We start from the raw sequence: 17,099 nt of genomic DNA, 5'->3' as shown, positions 1-17,099 counted from the left end.
AGTGGTGAGCGGTTCACTGGATCACATGGACATCGCACAGCGCACCAGGGCCCACCGAGACCGGCTAACCCCGCGCGGCTTCCCGCAGTCGGCCGAACTCCTCGGCCATCGTCGCCGCCGTCCAATGGGCGTTCAACCCGCTCGGGTTGGGCAGCACCCACACCCGCGTGTCCCCGAACATCCGCTCCTGCGGCCCTACTTGAGCCCGGCGGTCGTCAAAAGCGGTCCGGTAGGCGGTGACGCCCAGCACGGCCAGCCAGCGCGGCTTCCACCCCGTCAGCTTCGACGCGAGCACCTGCCCGCCCTCGCGGTACTCCTCGGCGCTCAGCTCGTCGGCCCGGGCCGACGCCCGCGCCACCACGTTGGTGATGCCGAGCCCGTACGACAGCAACTCACCCTGCTCCGCGGGCTTCATGAGCTTCGGCGTGAAGCCGGACAGGTGCAGCACCGGCCAGAAGCGGTTGCCCGGGCGGGCGAAGTGATGGCCCGTGGCCGCCGTCATCAGACCCGGGTTGATGCCGCAGAAGAGCACGGAGAGGCCGTCCGCGACGACGTCCGGTACGAGACGGTCGCGGGCGGCCTCCAACTCGGCCTGGGTGAAGCGGGTCAGAGGATCGCCCCCGGGGTGTATCCCGCGGCCTCCGGGTGCTGCTTGGCGATCTCCTCGACCCGGGCGACCACGGCGGCGACCTGATCGGCGGCGGCGCCCGTGAAGGACAGCTTGTCGGCCATCAGCGCGTCCAACTGGGCGCGGTCGAGCGGGATGCGCTCGTCGGCGGCGAGCTTGTCCAGCAACTCGTTGCGCTCGGCGCCCTGTTCACGCATCGCCAGCGCGGAGGCGACGGCGTTCTCCTTGATCGCCTCGTGCGCGACCTCCCGGCCGACACCGGCGCGAACGGCGGCCATCAGCACCTTCGTCGTCGCGAGGAACGGCAGATAGCGGTCCAGCTCACGCGCCACGACCGCCGGGAACGCACCGAACTCGTCGAGCACGGTCAGGAACGTCTCCAGCAGACCGTCGAGCGCGAAGAACGCGTCGGGCAGCGCGACCCGGCGCACCACCGAGCAGGACACGTCGCCCTCGTTCCACTGGTCGCCCGCCAGCTCGCCGGTCATCGACGCGTAGCCGCGCAGGATGACCATCAGGCCGTTGACGCGCTCGCAGGAGCGGGTGTTCATCTTGTGCGGCATCGCGGACGAGCCGACCTGGCCCGGCTTGAAGCCCTCGGTGACCAGCTCGATGCCGGCCATCAGCCGGATCGTCTTCGCCAGCGACGAGGGCGCCGCCGCGACCTGCACCAGCGCGGTCACGACCTCGTAGTCCAGCGAGCGCGGGTACACCTGGCCGACCGATGTGAATGCCTGCGAGAAGCCGAGGTGCGAGGCGATCCGCTGCTCCAGCTCCGCGAGCTTCGCCGCGTCACCGCCGAGCAGGTCCAGCATGTCCTGAGCCGTGCCCACCGGGCCCTTGATGCCGCGCAGCGGGTAGCGGCCGAGCAGCTCCTCGACCCGGCCGTACGCCACGAGCAGCTCGTCGGCGGCGGTCGCGAAACGCTTGCCGAGGGTGGTGGCCTGCGCGGCCACGTTGTGCGAGCGGCCGGCCATGACCAGCTCGCCGTACTCACCGGCCAGCTTGCCGAGCCGGGCCAGTACGGCCACCGTACGGTCCCGCATCAGCTCCAGGGAGAGCCGGATCTGCAACTGCTCGACGTTCTCCGTCAGATCCCGGGAAGTCATGCCTTTGTGCACCTGCTCGTGCCCGGCGAGGTCGTTGAACTCCTCGATCCGCGCCTTCACATCGTGCCGCGTGACCTTCTCGCGTTCGGCGATGGAGGCCAGGTCGACGGTGTCGAGCACCCGCTCGTAGTCGGCGATCGCGGCGTCCGGCACCTCGATCCCGAGGTCCTTCTGCGCCCGCAGCACAGCGAGCCAGAGCTGCCGCTCCAGCTTCACCTTCTGCTCGGGCGACCAGAGCGTGGCGAGCTCGGCGGAGGCGTAGCGTCCGGCGAGGACGTTCGGGATGCGGGGCTTGGCGGGAGCGGAAGTCACGTGTACGGATTCTACTGGCGATTCGTGCAGGCCAGCGCCACAGCTCTCTTCGTCGAAAGCTACGAGACCCACGTCACGGTGTGACAGTCGTCCTCGGTTACCGGGCCGCCGGACCCTCGTACGGCAGCAGGTCCGGGCGTTTGGGGGAGAGACCGTCCCCCGAGGAGCGGCCGGTGAGGCGGCGGGCTATCCAGGGGAGCAGGTACTGGCGGGTGAAGCGGGCGTCGGCGACGCGGCGGGCGGTCCAGTTCAGGGGTGGGGTCGGCGGCATCGGGGTGCGCCACTCGGTGTCCTCCGCGTCGTAACCGAGGGTCTGCCAGACCGCCTCGGCGACCCGGCGGTGGCCCTCGTCCGTGAGGTGCAGGCGGTCCACGTCCCACATGCGCTGGTCGGCGAGCGAGGGGGCGCCGTACAGGTCCACGACCAGGGCGCCGTGCCGCTCCGCGAGGTCGTCGACGCAGGCGAAGAGTTCCTCCATGCGGGGCCGGAAGCGCTGCTGGACCGGGCCCTCGCGGCCCGGGCTGCGCATCAGGACCAGTTGTTTGCAGGCGGGAGTGAGGCGTTCGACGGCCTCTTCCAGCAGGCCGCGCACCCGGCCCATGTCGACCTTGGGGCGCAGGGTGTCGTTGAGGCCGCCGACCAGCGTGATCACATCGGGCTGCATGGCGGCGGCCAGGCCGACCTGCTCGTCGACGATCTGCGCGATCAGCTTGCCGCGCACGGCGAGGTTGGCGTACCGGAAACCGGGCGCGTGGGCGGCCATCCGCCCGGCGAGGAGGTCGGCCCAGCCCCGGTAGGAGCCGTCCGGGAGCAGGTCCGACATGCCCTCGGTGAAGGAGTCGCCGATCGCGACCAGGCTGGTGTGCGTGGGATTCGTCTGCATGGCGACAGAGATGGTAACCCGCACGCATACCCGCCGGTCGGTCGGCCTCCACGCTCACCGGGCCGGGCTCACGCCCGCTGCCCGAAGAGCTCCCGCAGCACGTCCTCCATCGTCACAAGCCCGGTCAGCCGACCCTCCTCGTCGAGCACCGCCGCGAGATGCGTGCGGCTGCTGCGCATCGCGGTGAGGACGTCGTCCATGGGCGTGCTCTCCCGGATGTTCGCGATGGACCGCATGTCCTCCACCTTGAACGGCTCGTCGCGCGGTGAGGCGTCCAGGGCGTCCTTGACGTGGAGGTAGCCGATGATGCGGCGCTCGGCGTCCACCACAGGGAAGCGGGAGAAGCCTGACTCGGCCGACAGCACCTCCAGCTCGGCCGGGGTGACGCCCGCGACCACGTAGTCGACGCGTTCGAGGGGGAGCACGACGTCCTGTACCGGTCTGCTGCCCAGTTCCAGCGCGTCGTTCAGCCGCTCGCGGGCCCGTTCGTCGATGAGGCCCGCCTCACCGGAGTCCCGGACGATCCGGGCGAGTTCGGCGTCCGAGAAGGTCGCCGTGACCTCGTCCTTGACCTCGACCCGCAGCAGTTTGAGCAGCGTGTTGGCGAACGCGTTGACCGTGAAGATCACCGGGCGCAGCGCCCGCGACAGCGTCACCAGCGGCGGCCCCAGCAGCAGCGCGCTGCGCACCGGCTCGGCCAGGGCGATGTTCTTCGGCACCATCTCGCCGAGCAGCATGTGCAGATAGGTCGCCGCGGTCAGCGCGATCACGAAGGACACCGCGTGCCCCGCGCTCTCCGGCACGCCGACCGCGTGGAACACCGGCTCCAGCAGATGCGCGATCGCCGGCTCGGCGACGATGCCCAGCACCAGCGTGCACAGCGTGATGCCGAGCTGGGCCGCGGCCATCAGCGCCGAGACGTGCTGGAGACCCCACAGCACGCTCTTGGCGCGCCGGTCGCCCTGTTCGGCATGCGGCTCGATCTGGCTGCGGCGCACCGAGATCAGCGCGAACTCGGCGGCCACGAAGAAGGCGTTGACGACCAGCGTCGCCAACCCGATCAGCAGTTGTACGGCGGTCACAGCGCCCCCTTCGCAGAGCCGGGGCCGGAGCCCGAGCCCGAGCCGGAATCGGATCCGGAGCCGGAATCGGATCCGGTATCGCGCGGCGCGTGCAGCAGCAGCCGCGCGGCCCGGCGCCCGGACGCGTCCACCACGTCGATCCGCCACCCGACGACCTCGACGGTGTCCCCGACCTCCGGGATCCGCCCCAGCTCGGTGGCGACCAGACCGGCCAGCGTCTCGTACGGCCCCTCGGGTGCCCGCAGGCCGACGCGCGCGAGCTGGTCCACGCGGGCGGCGCCGTCCGCCGAGAACAGTGTGCGGCCCTCGTCGTCCTTCCCGGCCGGAGCGAGATCGGGCGTCTCGTGCGGATCGTGCTCGTCCCGCACCTCGCCCACGACTTCCTCGACGATGTCCTCCAGGGTCGCGACTCCCGCCGTACCGCCGTACTCGTCGATGACGACGGCCATCGTGCGCTTGCCGGAGAGCCGGTCCAGGAGGCGGTCCACGGTCAGGGACTCCGGGACGAGGAGGGGTTCGCGCAGCATCTCGGAGAGCGGGAAGCGGGCCCGCCGGTCCGCGGGCACCGCCAGGACGTCCTTGATGTGCACGGTGCCGACGACCTCGTCCAGGCTGCCGCGGTAGACGGGGAACCGGGACAGCCCGGTCGCCCGGGTCGCGTTGGCCACGTCCTCGCAGGTCGCCTGGGCGTCGAGGGCGACGACCTGGACGCGGGGCGTCATCACGTTCTCCGCGGTGAGGTCGGCGAGGTTCAGGGTGCGGACGAACAGCTCGGCCGTGTCCGGCTCCAGGGCGCCCTCCTTGGCGGAGTGCCGGGCCAGCGCGGCCAGCTCCTGCGGCCCGCGCGCGGAGGCCAGCTCCTCGGCCGGCTCCAGGCCGAAGGCGCGCACCACGTGGTTGGCCGTGTTGTTCAGATGGCTGATGAACGGGCGGAACGCGGCACTGAACCAGCGCTGCGCGTTGCCCACCCGCTTGGCCACGCCGAGCGGTGAGGAGATCGCCCAGTTCTTGGGCACCAGCTCGCCCACGACCATCAGGAACACCGTCGACAGCGCCGTACCCAGCACCAGAGCGACGGACTTCGACGCGGAGTGCGAGATGCCCAGCGACTCCAGGGGGCCCGCGATCAGCGCGGCGATCGACGGCTCGGAGAGCATGCCGACGACCAGGTTGGTGACGGTGATGCCGAGCTGCGCGCCGGAGAGCTGGAAGGTCAGATTCCGTACGGCCTTCAGGGCACCGGAGGCGCCGCGCTCGCCGCGCTCGACCGCGCGCTCCAGCTCGCCGCGCTCGACGGTGGTCAGCGAGAACTCGGCCGCGACGAAGGCACCGCAGAGGAGCGAGAGCAGGATCGCCACCAGCAGCAGAAGCACTTCGGTCATCGGGTCACCTCCGTCCCATGATCGGACAGGGCAGGGAGGATCGCGCGATGTCGCGTACTGGGAGGCTCGCCCATGGGCGGACGCTCACACCTTTCGAGGAGAATCAGAAGTTCCGAGTCGTCCGCCAATAGTAAAGGATGAGCAAAGCGATCAGGTGGTGAGGTGCTTCACCCAGCGCCGCCAGTGGTCCTCGCGTACGTACCCCGCCGCGCCCCAGGCATGCTGACCGGTCTCGTTGCGTTCCAGCACCATCGCGTCCCCGCGCCGTCCGCCCAACGCCACGAACCGCTCCTCGGCCGCCGTGAGCAGCGCCGAGCCGATGCCCCGGCGACGGTGCTCCGGGTGCACGGCCAGCCGGTACAGATGACAGCGCCAGCCGTCGAAGCCGGCGATCACGGACCCGACGAGCCGCCCGTCACGTTCCGCGAGGATCAGCGCGTCCGGATCCCTGTCGATGAGCCGGGCCACGCCGTCCCGGTCGTCGCTGATGCTCGTCCCTTCGGCGGCCTCACGCCAGAACGCCAGCACGGCGTCGATGTCGGAGTGGGCGGCACTGCGGATATGAAGATCACTCATGGGGTGAGCCAAGCAGAGGGAGGGCGGGTCAGGCGAGTTGGTTTCGGCGCAGTTCCTCGACGACCGGTGCGAACGCCTCCATGTACGGCTCCAGCACGGTGAGATAGGAGAACCCGTACCGGTCGCGCAGCGCGCGCAGCTTCGCGGTGATGTGGTCCAGGGTGCCGACCAGCATGGTGGGGAGGTCGAGCACCTGCTCCAGGGCGAGGTCCGGCCGGCGGTCCAGCAGCGGCCGGAGCGCGCTCGCGGGGTCGTCGGTCACCGCCACGAGCTGGATCAGCAGGTTCAGTTCGGCGGGCTCCTCGCGGCCGGCCGCGAACTCCCGGTACCGGCCGACCCGTTGGCCGAACGCGGTGGTGTCGAGCGGCACCAGTTTTCCGTCCCTGTCGTCCGGCACCAACCGCGCACCCGTGAACGCCGCGATGTCCGCGTGCTCGGCGGTCAGCCGGAGCATCCGGTCGCCGTTGCCGCCGAGGAGCAGCGGCACCCGGGGCTCAGCGGAGTCGAGCAGCCGCCCCAACTCCTCGACCGTGCGCCGCAGATGGTCCACCCGCTCGCCCGGCGAACCGAAGGGCAGCCCGGCCGTGTCGTGCTCCGCCTGTACGTAGCCGGTGCCGAGCCCGAGTTCGAGGCGGCCGCCCGTCAGGTCGTTGGTCGTCGTCACCTCACGGGCCAGCAGAGTCGGGTTCCAGAAACCCGCGTTGAGCACGAACGTGCCCACCCGGGGCCGCTGCGTCGCCTCCGCCGCCGCGACCAGCGCCGGGAACGGCGCGACCATGCCCAGATGGTCGGGGACCAGGAGCACGTCGTAGCCGAGTTCCTCGACCCGTCGGCATCTGGCGCGCCACTCGGCGGCGGGCGCGGACGTGAGCAGGCTGGCCCCGAAACGGAACGGTCGCGGCATGAACTCTCCCCGGTGACAACGGACTTGATCACGGTCGCCGCGATTCCATCACTCGTGCGCGATCGCCGCCAGCACATTCATGCGGGACGCACGCAACGCGGGCAGCAGTGCCGCGACGATGCCGACCACCGCCGAGCCGATCACCACCGCGACGATCGTGCTCCACGGCACCGCGAGCGCCTTCATGCCCTGGAGCGCCAGCACTTGTTGCGCGCACACGCCCCACACCAGCCCGAGCCCAAGCCCCAGCACCGCGCCGAACACCGCGATCACCACCGACTCCAGCCGGATCATCCGCCGCAGTTGGCGCCGGCCGAGCCCGATCGCGCGCAGCAGTCCGATCTCCCGGGTGCGCTCGACGACCGACAGAGCAAGGGTGTTGACCACACCGAGCACCGCGATGACGATGGCCAGCCCGAGCAGCGCGTACACCAGATACAGCAGTACGGCGATCTGATCGTGGACCAGCTTCTTGTAGTCGGCCTCGTCGCGCACCTGCACCTGCGGATAGGGCTTCAGCGTCGTGTCCAGCGCCTTGCGGAGCTGGTCGGCGCCGGTGCCGGAGGTGGCGTTCACGTACAGCGCGGAGTCCTGGCCGTTCGGGACGTACTTCTCGACCGTGGCGATCCCGAAGAACAGCCCGCCCTGCGTGCCGAACCCGCCCGACGACTCCTGGTCGGTGAGGGCGCCCACCGTCAACCGTGTGGTACGGCCGCCCGGGAACTCGACGGGGAGCACGCTGCCGAGCCGTACGCCGTGGTCCTTCGCGAAGTCGACGTCCATGGCGAGGTGTCCGGCCGCGAGCGCCGAAGTGGTGTTGCCCCGGGCGTACTTGATGTGGGCGACGTCGTCGAGCGGGGTGTCGTAACCGGCCGCCGTCGTCTCCACCCGCTTGCCGTCCGGCAGCCGGACCGCGAGCGGTGCGAAGCGGGCGCGTACGACGAGTCCGACGCCGTCGGTGGCGCGCACATGGTCCGTGACCTCATTCGAGAACGGCAGGAAGTTGCCGTTCTGGATCACGAAGTCGGCGCCCAGGGTCTTGTCGATCTGCTGGTCGAAGGACTTGGACATGGAGGCGCTCGCCACCGACATCCCACCCACCAGGGCCAGGCCCACCATCAGGGCCGCCGCGGTGGCGCCCGTACGGCGCGGGTTGCGCAGGGCGTTGCGCTGGCTCATCCGGCCGACCGAGCCGAACAGGGCGGGGAAGGCGCCGCCCAGGATCCGGATCATCGGGCGGACCAGGAGTGGGCCCGCGATCACGGTCGCGATGAGCGTCAGCACGATCCCGAGGCCCAGGAGCGAGGACGCCGAGGCGGTTTTCGTCGCGGCGGCGCAGCCCGCGAGCGCGGCCACACCGATCACGCCGACGATCGCACCCACGACGGCACGTACCCTCAACGGCTTTCCCACACCGGCGACTTCGGCGTCCGCGAGAGCCGCCATCGGCGAGACGACGGCGGCCCGCCGGGCCGGGAGATAGGCGGCGACGAAGGTGACACCGACACCAACCACGTACGCCGCCACGGGAGTCGGCCAACTGACCACCATCTCCGTGGTCTTGAGGTTCATCCCGAACGCGGTCATCAGCTTGATCAGCCCGGCCGCCAGCCCGATCCCGGCCGCCAGACCCAGCGTCGAGCCGACCAGACCGAGCAGCAGCGCCTCGGTGAGCACCGAGCGCCGCACCTGCTTGCGGTCGGCACCCAGGGCGCGCAACAGGCCCAGTTCTCGGGTGCGTTGGGCGATCAGCATCGAGAACGTGTTGACGATCAGGAAGATCCCGACCAGGACCGCGATCCCGGCGAAACCCAACATCACGTACTTGATGACGTCGAGGAAGCCGCCCAGGTCGGCGGCGGCCGACTTGGCCTGTTCGTCGGCGGTCTTGATGTCGTAGCTGCCGGACGAGCCGATCGCGGCCGTCACCCGCTGCTTGAGTACGGCGTCGGTGACGCCCTTGGCCGCGTCCACCGAGATGCTGGTGGCCCGGTCGGGTGCGCCGAGCAGCTGGTCCTTCGCGGTGGCGGGGTCGAGGAAGACCAGGGCGGCGCCGGGGTTGGTGGTGGTGAAGGTGGCGATGCCGACGATCTCGACCTTGAAGCTGCCGGGCTGCGCCTGCACGGTGAGCGTGTCACCGATCTTCACGTGCTTGGTGTCGGCGGTGTCCGCGTCCAGCAGGGCCTGACCGGCCCCCTGCGGGGCGTGTCCCGAGGTGAGTTTCACCGGGCTGCGGTCGGTGAGGTACCAGTCGGTGGCGATGGTGGGCGCGCCCGTGGTCGGGCCGACCGACTTGTCCCTGCTGTCGACGACCACGATGTTCTGCACGGACACGTCCGCGTGGGTCGCGGCGACCCCGGCCACCTTCGCCACCTGCCCGGCGAGTGCGGCGGGCACGGTCTCGGTCGCGCCGGTGGGTACCGAGGACTTGAGGTCCTGCTTCGGCTCGACGGTCACATCGGCGGACGTGGAGGCGAAGAGCCGGTCGAAGGTACGGGTCACCGTGTCGGAGAAGATCAGGCTGCCGGCCACGAACGCCACGGACAGCACGACGGCCAGCGCCGAGAGCAGCAGCCGTCCCTTGTGCGCGAGGAAGCTCCGGAGGGTCGCCTTCAGCACGGGTTCAGTCCTTGTCGAGGGATACGTCGGTCCCGTCCGCAGGGCCGTCGAATTGGCCGCGGGCCAGGTCGAACCGCTTCATCCGTTCCAGCACCGCCTCCGCCGTCGGGCGTTCCATCTCGTCCACGATCCGCCCGTCCCCGAGGAAGAGCACCAGGTCGGAGTGGGCGGCGGCGCCCGGGTCGTGGGTGACCATGACCACGGTCTGGCCCAGGTCGTCGACCGCGTCGCGCAGAAAGCCGAGCACCTCCAGACCGGCGCGCGAGTCGAGGTTGCCGGTCGGCTCGTCCGCGAAGATCAGCTCCGGGCGGGAGGCGAGCGCCCGCGCGCAGGCCACCCGCTGCTGCTGGCCGCCGGACAACTGGGACGGCCGGTGCTTGAGGCGGTCCCGCAGCCCGAGCGTGTCGATGACCTGGTCCAGCCACTTCTGGTCCGGCTTCTGGCCGGCGATGTCCATGGGCAGCGTGATGTTCTCGGCCGCGTTGAGGGTCGGGATGAGGTTGAACGACTGGAACATGAACCCGATCCGGTCCCGGCGCAGTCGGGTCAGCTCGCGGTCCTTCAGCCCCGTGATCTCGGTGTCGCCGAGCCACACCTGTCCGGCCGAGACGGTGTCGAGCCCCGCCAGGCAGTGCATCAGCGTGGACTTGCCGGAGCCCGAGGGGCCCATGACCGCGGTGAAGCGGCCGCGCGCGATGTCCACGTCCACCGAGTCCAGGGCGAGCACGGTCGTCTCGCCCGAGCCGTACGCCTTGGTCAGTCCGTGGGCGCGGGCCGCGATCCCGCCGGCCGAGGCGTGGCCCGGAGCGTGCTCCGCAGCAGATGTGGACAAGACAGCCCCCTGGGATTCCTTCGCTCGTTGACGTTCCGACGCCTTCGTCGCGCGCCGAGCTTAGTGTGACGCGCCGCACACCCGATATCCCCCGTGCGGCCGAGGCGGCCTCCACCCCAGGTCGGTCCCCCGATACCGGTGTAAGGGGCAATCTCCACCCGTCGGAGGACCGCTTGCCAGTGCTAGCGTTCCGGCGCTAGCGTCTAGGTATGGCGAAGACCCAGTTGAACGTACGCGTGGACGAGGGCACCGCCCGCGCGGCCCGTGAGCGTGCCCTGGCGCGGGGCATGAGCGTCAACCGGTACATAGAAGAGCTGGTCAGACAGGACACCGGCCAGGTCGGCCATACGTTCGTCGAGGCCGCGGCCGACTTCATGAAGCAGTACGAGTCCGTCTTCGCCGACGAGTTCGGCGCCGACGGGGAGAGCACTCGCGAAGGTCGCCGCTGATCCCTTTGAACAACCTCAGGATCGACCTCGCCTGGCTGCTGATGCTCGCCGAACAGAAGACCCCCGGAGACCCCCAGGTCACCGACTGGGGCGCACTCGTCGCCGCCGTCGCCCGCCACCAGGCCGACATATTCGACGTCCCGGTCTACGACAGCCCGCACGCCCGCGCCGCCGCTTTACTCCAACTCCTCATCCACGTCCCCGCGTTGGAGCGCTCCAACGCGCTCTTCGCCTCCGCGGTCGCCTACGCCTACCTGGTCGCCAGCGGCCTGAAGGTCGTCACCTCACCCGAACAGGTCCGCGACCTGGCCCGGTTGGTGAAGAGCGGCGAGGCGTCGGTCGACGACATCGCGCATGAGCTGCGGCAGTGGAGTCTGTGATCAGTCTTCTGTGACTGGTCGCCAGGTTGTGCCCCCCCGAGTGCGCAGTAGGAGGTCGGCAGTGTGGGGCCTTTCCCGGCCGCAGAGCGCAGTCCAGGCGCGCTGAGTGAAGGCCGTCACAGGTCCGCCGCCTCGGCCGTGCTCGGAGATTCGCAGGACCCCGCCGGGGCGGCAGCACCCCCCTGGCTCCGCGAGCGTTCGTGGCACAGCGCACGCGAGTTGTGCCGGTGGAGTCTGCGATCAGTCCTCCGTGACCGGGCGCCAGGCCGTGCCGAGGACGCAGTAGGAGGTCGGCAGCGTAGGTCCCTTCTCCGGGATCAACACCCTCCGGTACGGCCCGAGTTCGAACCCAGCGGCGCGTAGCGCGGCGATCGGGTCGCGGGACAGGTGGCAGCCGCCGTTCAGGGGTGGCCACAGGGTGCGGTCCAGGGCGCGCTGGGTGAAGGTCATCGCGGGGCCGCCGCCCCGGCCGTGCTCGAAGAAGCGCAGGACTCCGCCGGGGCGCAGTACCCGCCGTACCTCGGCGAGTGCTCGTGGCACATCGCGCACGCTGCACAGCACCAGGGAGAGGACGGCCGCGTCGAAGGCCTCACTCTTGACGGGGAGCTTCTCCGCGGCGCCCGGCACCACGTCGACGGGTACCTCGGAGCGGAGCGCGGACTCCACGGCCAACTGCCGCAGACTCCGCTCGGGCTCGATCGCGACGACCTCCGATACGGCGCTCGGGTAATGCGCGAAGTTCAGGCCGTTTCCGGCCCCGATCTCGATGACCCGCCCCGCGAGCCCGGCGAGCAGCCGGTCGCGCATTCCGGCCATGCCGAGCCGTGACTCGGCGGTCACACTGAAACGGGCGTAGTAACGGGCGAACAGCGGGTGGTGGACGGCGTCCCGCGGCACACTGCCGGAGCCTGCGGACCGTAGCGGCATGGCGACCTCCCGGACCGGACCGGACCGAAACCGGTCCCTACCGGGATTGTCCCCCCTGCCGTCCTTGACCACCCCCGCTGCCGCCCCGGGCGGGTCAGGAGATGAAGTCCCGGACCTGCTCGTAGACGCCGTGGTCGTCGTTCATGTCGGTGTGCGAGATGCACCCGACATCGACATTTGTCGCACCGCTCAGCTCGGCCGAGGTGTCCGGGTTGATCGCCTCGTCGCAGTCCGACCAGTAGGCCGCGTACGACACGCTGCCAGGCGTCTCGTCGCCCGAATTGAGTGCCGTCAGGAACGAACTTCCCGTCTGCATCTCCTTGCAGGACGTGTACAGCCACCCGCACAGGGAGGCGATGGAGGTGCCGTGGTTCACGCCGGCGACGGACACGAAGTGGTCCACGTACGAGGTCCCGCCCAGGTTCTTGAGGTAGTAGCGGCTGTTGAGCGCGCCCATGGAGTGGACCACCAGGTCGACCTTCGAGGCGCCGGTACTGGAGAGGACGGACTGGATGTAGGCCGACAGTGTCGAGGCGGTCGTGACGTTCGACTTCGTCCAGTCGTACGAGATCGCGTACAGCTCGGAGGACGAGTAGCCGTCGGCCTTGAAGTCCGCGATCCAGTCGTTCCAGCTGCTGGAGTCGCTGCTCAGACCGTGCACGAACACGATCGGATCGTGGCTCGCCGCGTGGGCGGGAGTAGAGGCCAGGGAGAGTGACAGAAGGAGCGAGGTGGTCACGGCCGACAGGGCCGTGGCGATGCGACGCTTGTGGCGCTGCATGAAGCCTCCTGATACGGGTGGGGTTGTCAGGAGTGTCAGCGGGGTCTACGCGCGCCGCATCGGCGAAATCGCCGGTCTTTACGGGTGAATTAACTCGCCAGTAACGTCAGTTGTGTGGTGACACCAGTGAACCCCCCACCTCTGGACCGCACTTCGGCACCGTCGCGCACCGACACGGGGCGAACCGGCCATCCCGCGCTCCCCGAAGGCGTCCGCATCCGGGTGTTGCGCGCGGCCTACGGCGATCCGCGCGCCGCCGCCGAACTCCTCCCGCGCCTGACCCCGCGCCAGGCCGCGGGCCACGACCCCCTCCCCACCGAACCGGCCTCCCTGGCACCGGAGTTGCTGAGCCGGCACCGACGGGAGATCCGGACGCTGCCCGACGGCACCCGCCTGCTCCTGCTGCTCGCGGCGGCGGACCAGTACCCGGTCCCCACCCACGCCTTCCTGCGCGCCGTCGCCGCGGGCCGGCTCGACACCCGGCACCTGGAAGCCGCCGAGACGGCCGGGGTCGCGCACGCGACAGCGGGCGGAGTCGTCTTCCGCGACGCGTGGACGCGGATCGCCGCCTACGAGACCGGCTCCCCGGCGGACCGGCGGGACGTCCACCGGCTGCTGGCACGGGTGTTGCGCGCCGAGGGCGAGACGCCCAGGCGCTCCTGGCACCGGGGCGCGGGCGCGCTCGGCCCCAGCACGCGGCTCACCGCGGAACTCCGCACGGCCGCGCAGCGGGCCCGCGACGCCGGTGAACACGCCCTCGCCTGCGCCCTGGTGGAACGCGCCGCCGCCCTCTGCCGCGACCCCCGCGAACAGTCCCGCCTCCTCAACCGCGCCGCCGGCGACGCATGGCAGTCCGGCGAGGGCGACCGGGCCCGAAGACTCGCCGCCGCGACCGACAGCGACGCGCTGAACGGGGTGTTCGCGCTACGGGCCGGCAACGCGGCCGAGGCGTTCGACGCGCTGCTGATCGCGGTGGCGCGGCGGGAGCCGGAGGAATCCGGCGCGGAACCGGGACCGACGTCCGGATCGACCGCAACACGTCGATCGACCGCGGCACCAGGATCGACCGCGGCACCTGAATCGACCGCGGCACGTCGAACGGCTGACGCACCTCGAACGGCTGACGCACCTCGAACGGCCGGCGCGCCGCGATCGGTCGAAGTGCCGGGGCCGGCTGAACGATCGCCGTCGGCCGGGGCACCCCGCAGGCCGGCCGCACCCCGAACTCCCGCGCCGGATCACGCCGTTCACCTCCTCGCCCGCGCCACCGAGGCCGCCGTCTACACCGGGGACCTGAGACGGTGCCGGGAGGCGGCGGCCGTCGCCTCCCGGCTCGGGATCGTGCCGCACGGGACGCTCGCGGGACTGGCCGCCGCCTTCGAGGGCCGGTACGAGGACGCGCGGGACCTGCTCAAGGCGGCCGCCGGGCGGTGCGGGCCCGGCGGCGACCCCACCCTCCTCATCCACGCCGGGATCGCCGCGCTGATGCTCGGCGACCACACCCGCGCCACCACCGCCACCGTGCGGGCGGCGGCCTCGGCCCGGGCCCGGGGCACCACCGTGGTCGTGGCGCAGGCGATGGAGTTCCGGGCCTACGCCGAGTTCTGGACCGGGCACCCGAAGGCCGCCGAGACGGCCACGGCCGACGCCCTGTGGCAGGCCCACGCCACCGGCCAGGACAACGGCGCCTGCCATCTGCAGGCCGCCCTCGCCATGTTCGCGGCCCTCACCGGCGACGGCGACCTCTGCCGGGAACGGGCCGCCGCCACCCGCGCCTACGCCCTCGGCCGCGGGCTGGGACTGCCCGCCGCGCTCGCCCAGTGGGCGCTCGCCTACCTCGACCTCAGCAGCGGACGGTTCGCCGCCGCAGCGGCCCGGCTGCGCGCGCTCGCCGGGTTCGGCCCGGGCCACGGCCACCGCGCGATCCGCCACCTGGCCACCCCGCACTACGTCGAGGCCGCCGCCCGCAGCGGCGACACCCGGATCGCCCGCGCCGCACACGCCGACTACGACCGCTGGGCCCGGGCCGTCCGCAGCCCCGACGACCTCGCCCTCAGCGCCCGCTGCCGGGCCCTGCTCGCACCCGGTGACGAAGCCGTCGAGCACTACCGCCACGCCCTCGACCTGCACGCGCGCGGCACCCGCGACTTCGAACGGGCCCGCACCGAGCTGCTGTTCGGCGGTGCGCTGCGCCGACTGCGCCGCCGCACCGAGGCCCGCGACCGGCTGCACACCTCGCTGGAGGCCTTCGAGTCCTTCGGCGCCCCGCACTGCGCCGCCCAGGCCCGCGCCGAACTCCGCGCCCTCGGCACACCGGTGGGCGCGACCGCCCTCCCCACACCTGCCGCTCGCCTCACGGCCCAGCAACTGATGGTCGCCCGCATGGCCGCCGACGGCGCCACCAACCGCGAGATCGCCGTCCGCCTCGCCCTCAGCCCGCGCACGATCGACCACCATCTCCGCGGTGTCTTCAGCCGGTTGGGCATCCGGTCGCGGATCGAACTGGTACGACTGCTCGCCGAGGGAGAGGCGTCGTAGAGCGCGCGCCGTACGCGATGCGAGGCGGGGCGCGCCTGGCGGGGAGACCTGCGGACGGCTCGCCGGAGGGCCGATTCCGCCGACGCGGGGTCTGCTAAGCCGCGCCGCTGTCCTGTGAAGGTGCCGGGTGTGGTGCGAGGTGGGGCGTGCCTACGGGGGACGCGCCCTGTGGGCCGCTGGCCGTGGGGCTGGCAGTCCGCGGATGCGGGGTCTGTTAGGCCGCGCTGCCATCCTGGGTAGGCGGCGCATGTGATGTGAGGCGGGGGCGCGCCTGGTGGGGAGGCCCTGGCGGCTGGTCACCGCAGGGCCGAGAGCCTGCCGATGTGGAGTCTGCTATGCCGCGTCACCCGTCCTGTGAAGGTGCCGCGTGTGGTGCCAGGTGGGGCGTGCCTACGGGGGACGCTCTGTGGGTCGCACGCCGGAGAGGCAGCTCCGCCGACGCGGGGTCTGCTAAGCCGCGCCGCTGTCCTGTGAAGGTGCCGGGTGTGGTGCGAGGTGGGGCGCGCCTGCCGGAGGCGCCCTGTGGGCCGCTCGCCGTAGGACGGCAGTCCGCCGATTTGGAGTCTCCTAGGCCGCGCCGCCGTCCCGCGAAGGCGGCGCATGTGGTGCGAGGTGGGGGCGCGCCTGGTGGGGAGGCGCTGCCGACTGCTCGCCGCAGGGCCGAGAGGCCGCCGAAGGGGAGTCTGCCGCGTCACCCGTCCTGTGAAGGTGCTGCATGTGGTGCGAGGTTGGGCGCGCCTGCGGGGGACGCTCTGTGGACCGCTCGCCGCAGGGCCGGCAGTCCGCCGATGCGGAGTTCGCTATGCCGCGCGACCGTCCCGCGAAGGCGCCGCATGTGATGCGAGGCGGGGCCTGCCTACCGGGGACGCCCGCGACCCGCTCGCCGTAGGGCGCCGCCCGTCGAAGGGGCACGCCCCCACCGGAGGACCGACGGCCCCCCCCCGAAGCGGAGTCCTCTAAGCCGCGCCGCCGTCCCAGGAAGGTGCCGCCTCCCGCCTCCGGAATCCCTCCGCGTCCCACGTCCCGTCCAGCCGCGCCGCCAGCCAACTCGGCGCCCCGGCACGGAAGTCGGCCGGTGTGAGAGCGCCCGCGCCCTCCGGTAGTGCGCCGAGCAGGGGTGCCCCGGCCACCTCCGGCAGGTCGGCCACATTGCAACGGGTGGCGAGATCGGGCTCGGTGGGCCAGCTGCCGATGACCACACCCAGCAAGTCGAGGCCCTGGGAACGGAGTTCACGGGACGTCAGTTCCGTCGTGTTCAGGGTGCCGAGACCCGCCGATGCCACGACCAGGACCGGCGCCCCCAGCAACCGTGCCGCGTCCGCCAGCGTGCCGCCCTCCGGGTCGAAGCGGACGAGCAGCCCGCCCGCTCCCTCGACCAGCACCAGATCGTGCTCGGTGGCCAACTTCTGCGCCGCTTCCGCCACTTCGTGCGGGCGGACCGGAGCCATACCGGCCCGCCGCGCCGCCGTGCCCGGTGCCAACGGCTCGGGGAAGCGCGCGAGTTCGGCGGGCGTCACGGCACCCGCGAGGCGGGCGACCTCGTCGGCGTCCCCGCGCTCGTCGGGCCGTAGACCCGTCTGGGCGGGCTTCAGGACTGCCACCGTGCGCCCCGTCGCGAGGGCCGTGGCGGCCACCGCTGCCGTGGTGATCGTCTTGCCGATCTCCGTGCCCGTGCCCGTGATCACCAGTACCGGCAT

Annotated in this window: 15 protein-coding genes; 3 read left to right on the top strand and 12 right to left on the bottom strand. The window is 71.6% G+C overall.

Annotated features, from left to right (window positions below):
- Positions 1 to 64 precede the first annotated feature (64 nt).
- The 9 genes from mug to AB0M63_RS19840 all read right to left on the bottom strand — a co-directional run bounded on the left by mug (position 65) and on the right by AB0M63_RS19840 (position 10,327).
- Positions 65 to 610 carry a G/U mismatch-specific DNA glycosylase gene (mug, locus tag AB0M63_RS19880; RefSeq protein ID WP_366020394.1) on the bottom strand — a complete coding sequence of 182 codons (546 nt, stop codon included), beginning with the start codon at positions 608 to 610 and terminating at the stop codon, positions 65 to 67.
- Positions 607 to 2,049 (bottom strand): adenylosuccinate lyase, encoded by a 1,443-nt coding sequence (gene purB / locus AB0M63_RS19875; RefSeq protein ID WP_355904257.1) that lies wholly within the window; start codon positions 2,047 to 2,049, stop codon positions 607 to 609. Before purB ends, mug begins: the two co-directional genes overlap by 4 nt.
- Before the next feature lie 97 nt (positions 2,050 to 2,146).
- Positions 2,147 to 2,932 carry an SGNH/GDSL hydrolase family protein gene (locus AB0M63_RS19870; protein WP_355904260.1) on the bottom strand — a complete coding sequence of 262 codons (786 nt, stop codon included), beginning with the start codon at positions 2,930 to 2,932 and terminating at the stop codon, positions 2,147 to 2,149.
- Positions 2,933 to 3,000: 68 nt separating this feature from the next.
- Entirely contained in the window at positions 3,001 to 4,014 is a 1,014-nt protein-coding gene (locus tag AB0M63_RS19865; protein ID WP_355904263.1) for a hemolysin family protein, read from the bottom strand.
- Positions 4,011 to 5,396: a hemolysin family protein gene (locus AB0M63_RS19860; RefSeq protein WP_366020262.1), complete on the bottom strand. Its 1,386-nt coding sequence runs from the start codon at positions 5,394 to 5,396 to the stop codon at positions 4,011 to 4,013. The genes AB0M63_RS19865 and AB0M63_RS19860 overlap by 4 nt, the downstream gene beginning before the upstream one ends.
- Positions 5,397 to 5,546: 150 nt before the next feature.
- Entirely contained in the window at positions 5,547 to 5,972 is a 426-nt protein-coding gene (locus AB0M63_RS19855) for a GNAT family N-acetyltransferase (protein WP_366020261.1), read from the bottom strand.
- Between the two features lie 28 nt (positions 5,973 to 6,000).
- On the bottom strand, positions 6,001 to 6,876 hold the full coding sequence (locus AB0M63_RS19850) for an LLM class F420-dependent oxidoreductase (protein ID WP_366020260.1): 876 nt from the start codon (positions 6,874 to 6,876) through the stop codon (positions 6,001 to 6,003).
- A gap of 48 nt (positions 6,877 to 6,924) precedes the next feature.
- Complete coding sequence (locus AB0M63_RS19845; RefSeq protein WP_366020259.1) at positions 6,925 to 9,495, bottom strand: ABC transporter permease; 2,571 nt, start codon at positions 9,493 to 9,495, stop codon at positions 6,925 to 6,927.
- Positions 9,496 to 9,499: 4 nt separating this feature from the next.
- Positions 9,500 to 10,327 carry an ABC transporter ATP-binding protein gene (locus tag AB0M63_RS19840; protein WP_366020258.1) on the bottom strand — a complete coding sequence of 276 codons (828 nt, stop codon included), beginning with the start codon at positions 10,325 to 10,327 and terminating at the stop codon, positions 9,500 to 9,502.
- Between the two features lie 209 nt (positions 10,328 to 10,536).
- Here AB0M63_RS19840 and AB0M63_RS19835 point away from each other — a divergent pair, with 209 nt between their 5' ends.
- The gene (locus AB0M63_RS19835; protein ID WP_355904281.1) at positions 10,537 to 10,776 is read left to right on the top strand and encodes a toxin-antitoxin system HicB family antitoxin; all 240 of its coding nucleotides are present in this window, start codon (positions 10,537 to 10,539) and stop codon (positions 10,774 to 10,776) included.
- Between the two features lie 5 nt (positions 10,777 to 10,781).
- A complete protein-coding gene (locus AB0M63_RS19830) occupies positions 10,782 to 11,156 on the top strand; it encodes a fic family toxin-antitoxin system, toxin component (RefSeq protein ID WP_355904284.1) in 375 nt (124 codons plus the stop codon).
- Positions 11,157 to 11,396: 240 nt separating this feature from the next.
- Here the strand turns inward: AB0M63_RS19830 and AB0M63_RS19825 are convergent, their stop codons facing one another.
- On the bottom strand, positions 11,397 to 12,083 hold the full coding sequence (locus tag AB0M63_RS19825; protein WP_355904287.1) for a class I SAM-dependent methyltransferase: 687 nt from the start codon (positions 12,081 to 12,083) through the stop codon (positions 11,397 to 11,399).
- A gap of 94 nt (positions 12,084 to 12,177) precedes the next feature.
- A complete protein-coding gene (locus AB0M63_RS19820) occupies positions 12,178 to 12,864 on the bottom strand; it encodes a triacylglycerol lipase (RefSeq protein WP_355904290.1) in 687 nt (228 codons plus the stop codon).
- Positions 12,865 to 13,080: 216 nt separating this feature from the next.
- On the opposite strand from AB0M63_RS19820, the gene AB0M63_RS19815 reads away from it, so the two are divergent.
- On the top strand, positions 13,081 to 15,402 hold the full coding sequence (locus AB0M63_RS19815; protein ID WP_366020393.1) for a LuxR C-terminal-related transcriptional regulator: 2,322 nt from the start codon (positions 13,081 to 13,083) through the stop codon (positions 15,400 to 15,402).
- A 956-nt stretch (positions 15,403 to 16,358) separates the two neighbouring features.
- On the opposite strand, the gene bioD is transcribed toward AB0M63_RS19815, so the two are convergent.
- A complete protein-coding gene (bioD, locus tag AB0M63_RS19810; RefSeq protein WP_366020256.1) occupies positions 16,359 to 17,099 on the bottom strand; it encodes a dethiobiotin synthase in 741 nt (246 codons plus the stop codon).

Source organism: Streptomyces sp. NPDC051576 (assembly GCF_040681835.1).
In the GTDB taxonomy this organism is placed as follows: domain Bacteria; phylum Actinomycetota; class Actinomycetes; order Streptomycetales; family Streptomycetaceae; genus Streptomyces.
Note: the sequence above shows the minus strand (reverse complement) of the source record. Positions and strands in the feature narration are given on the sequence as shown.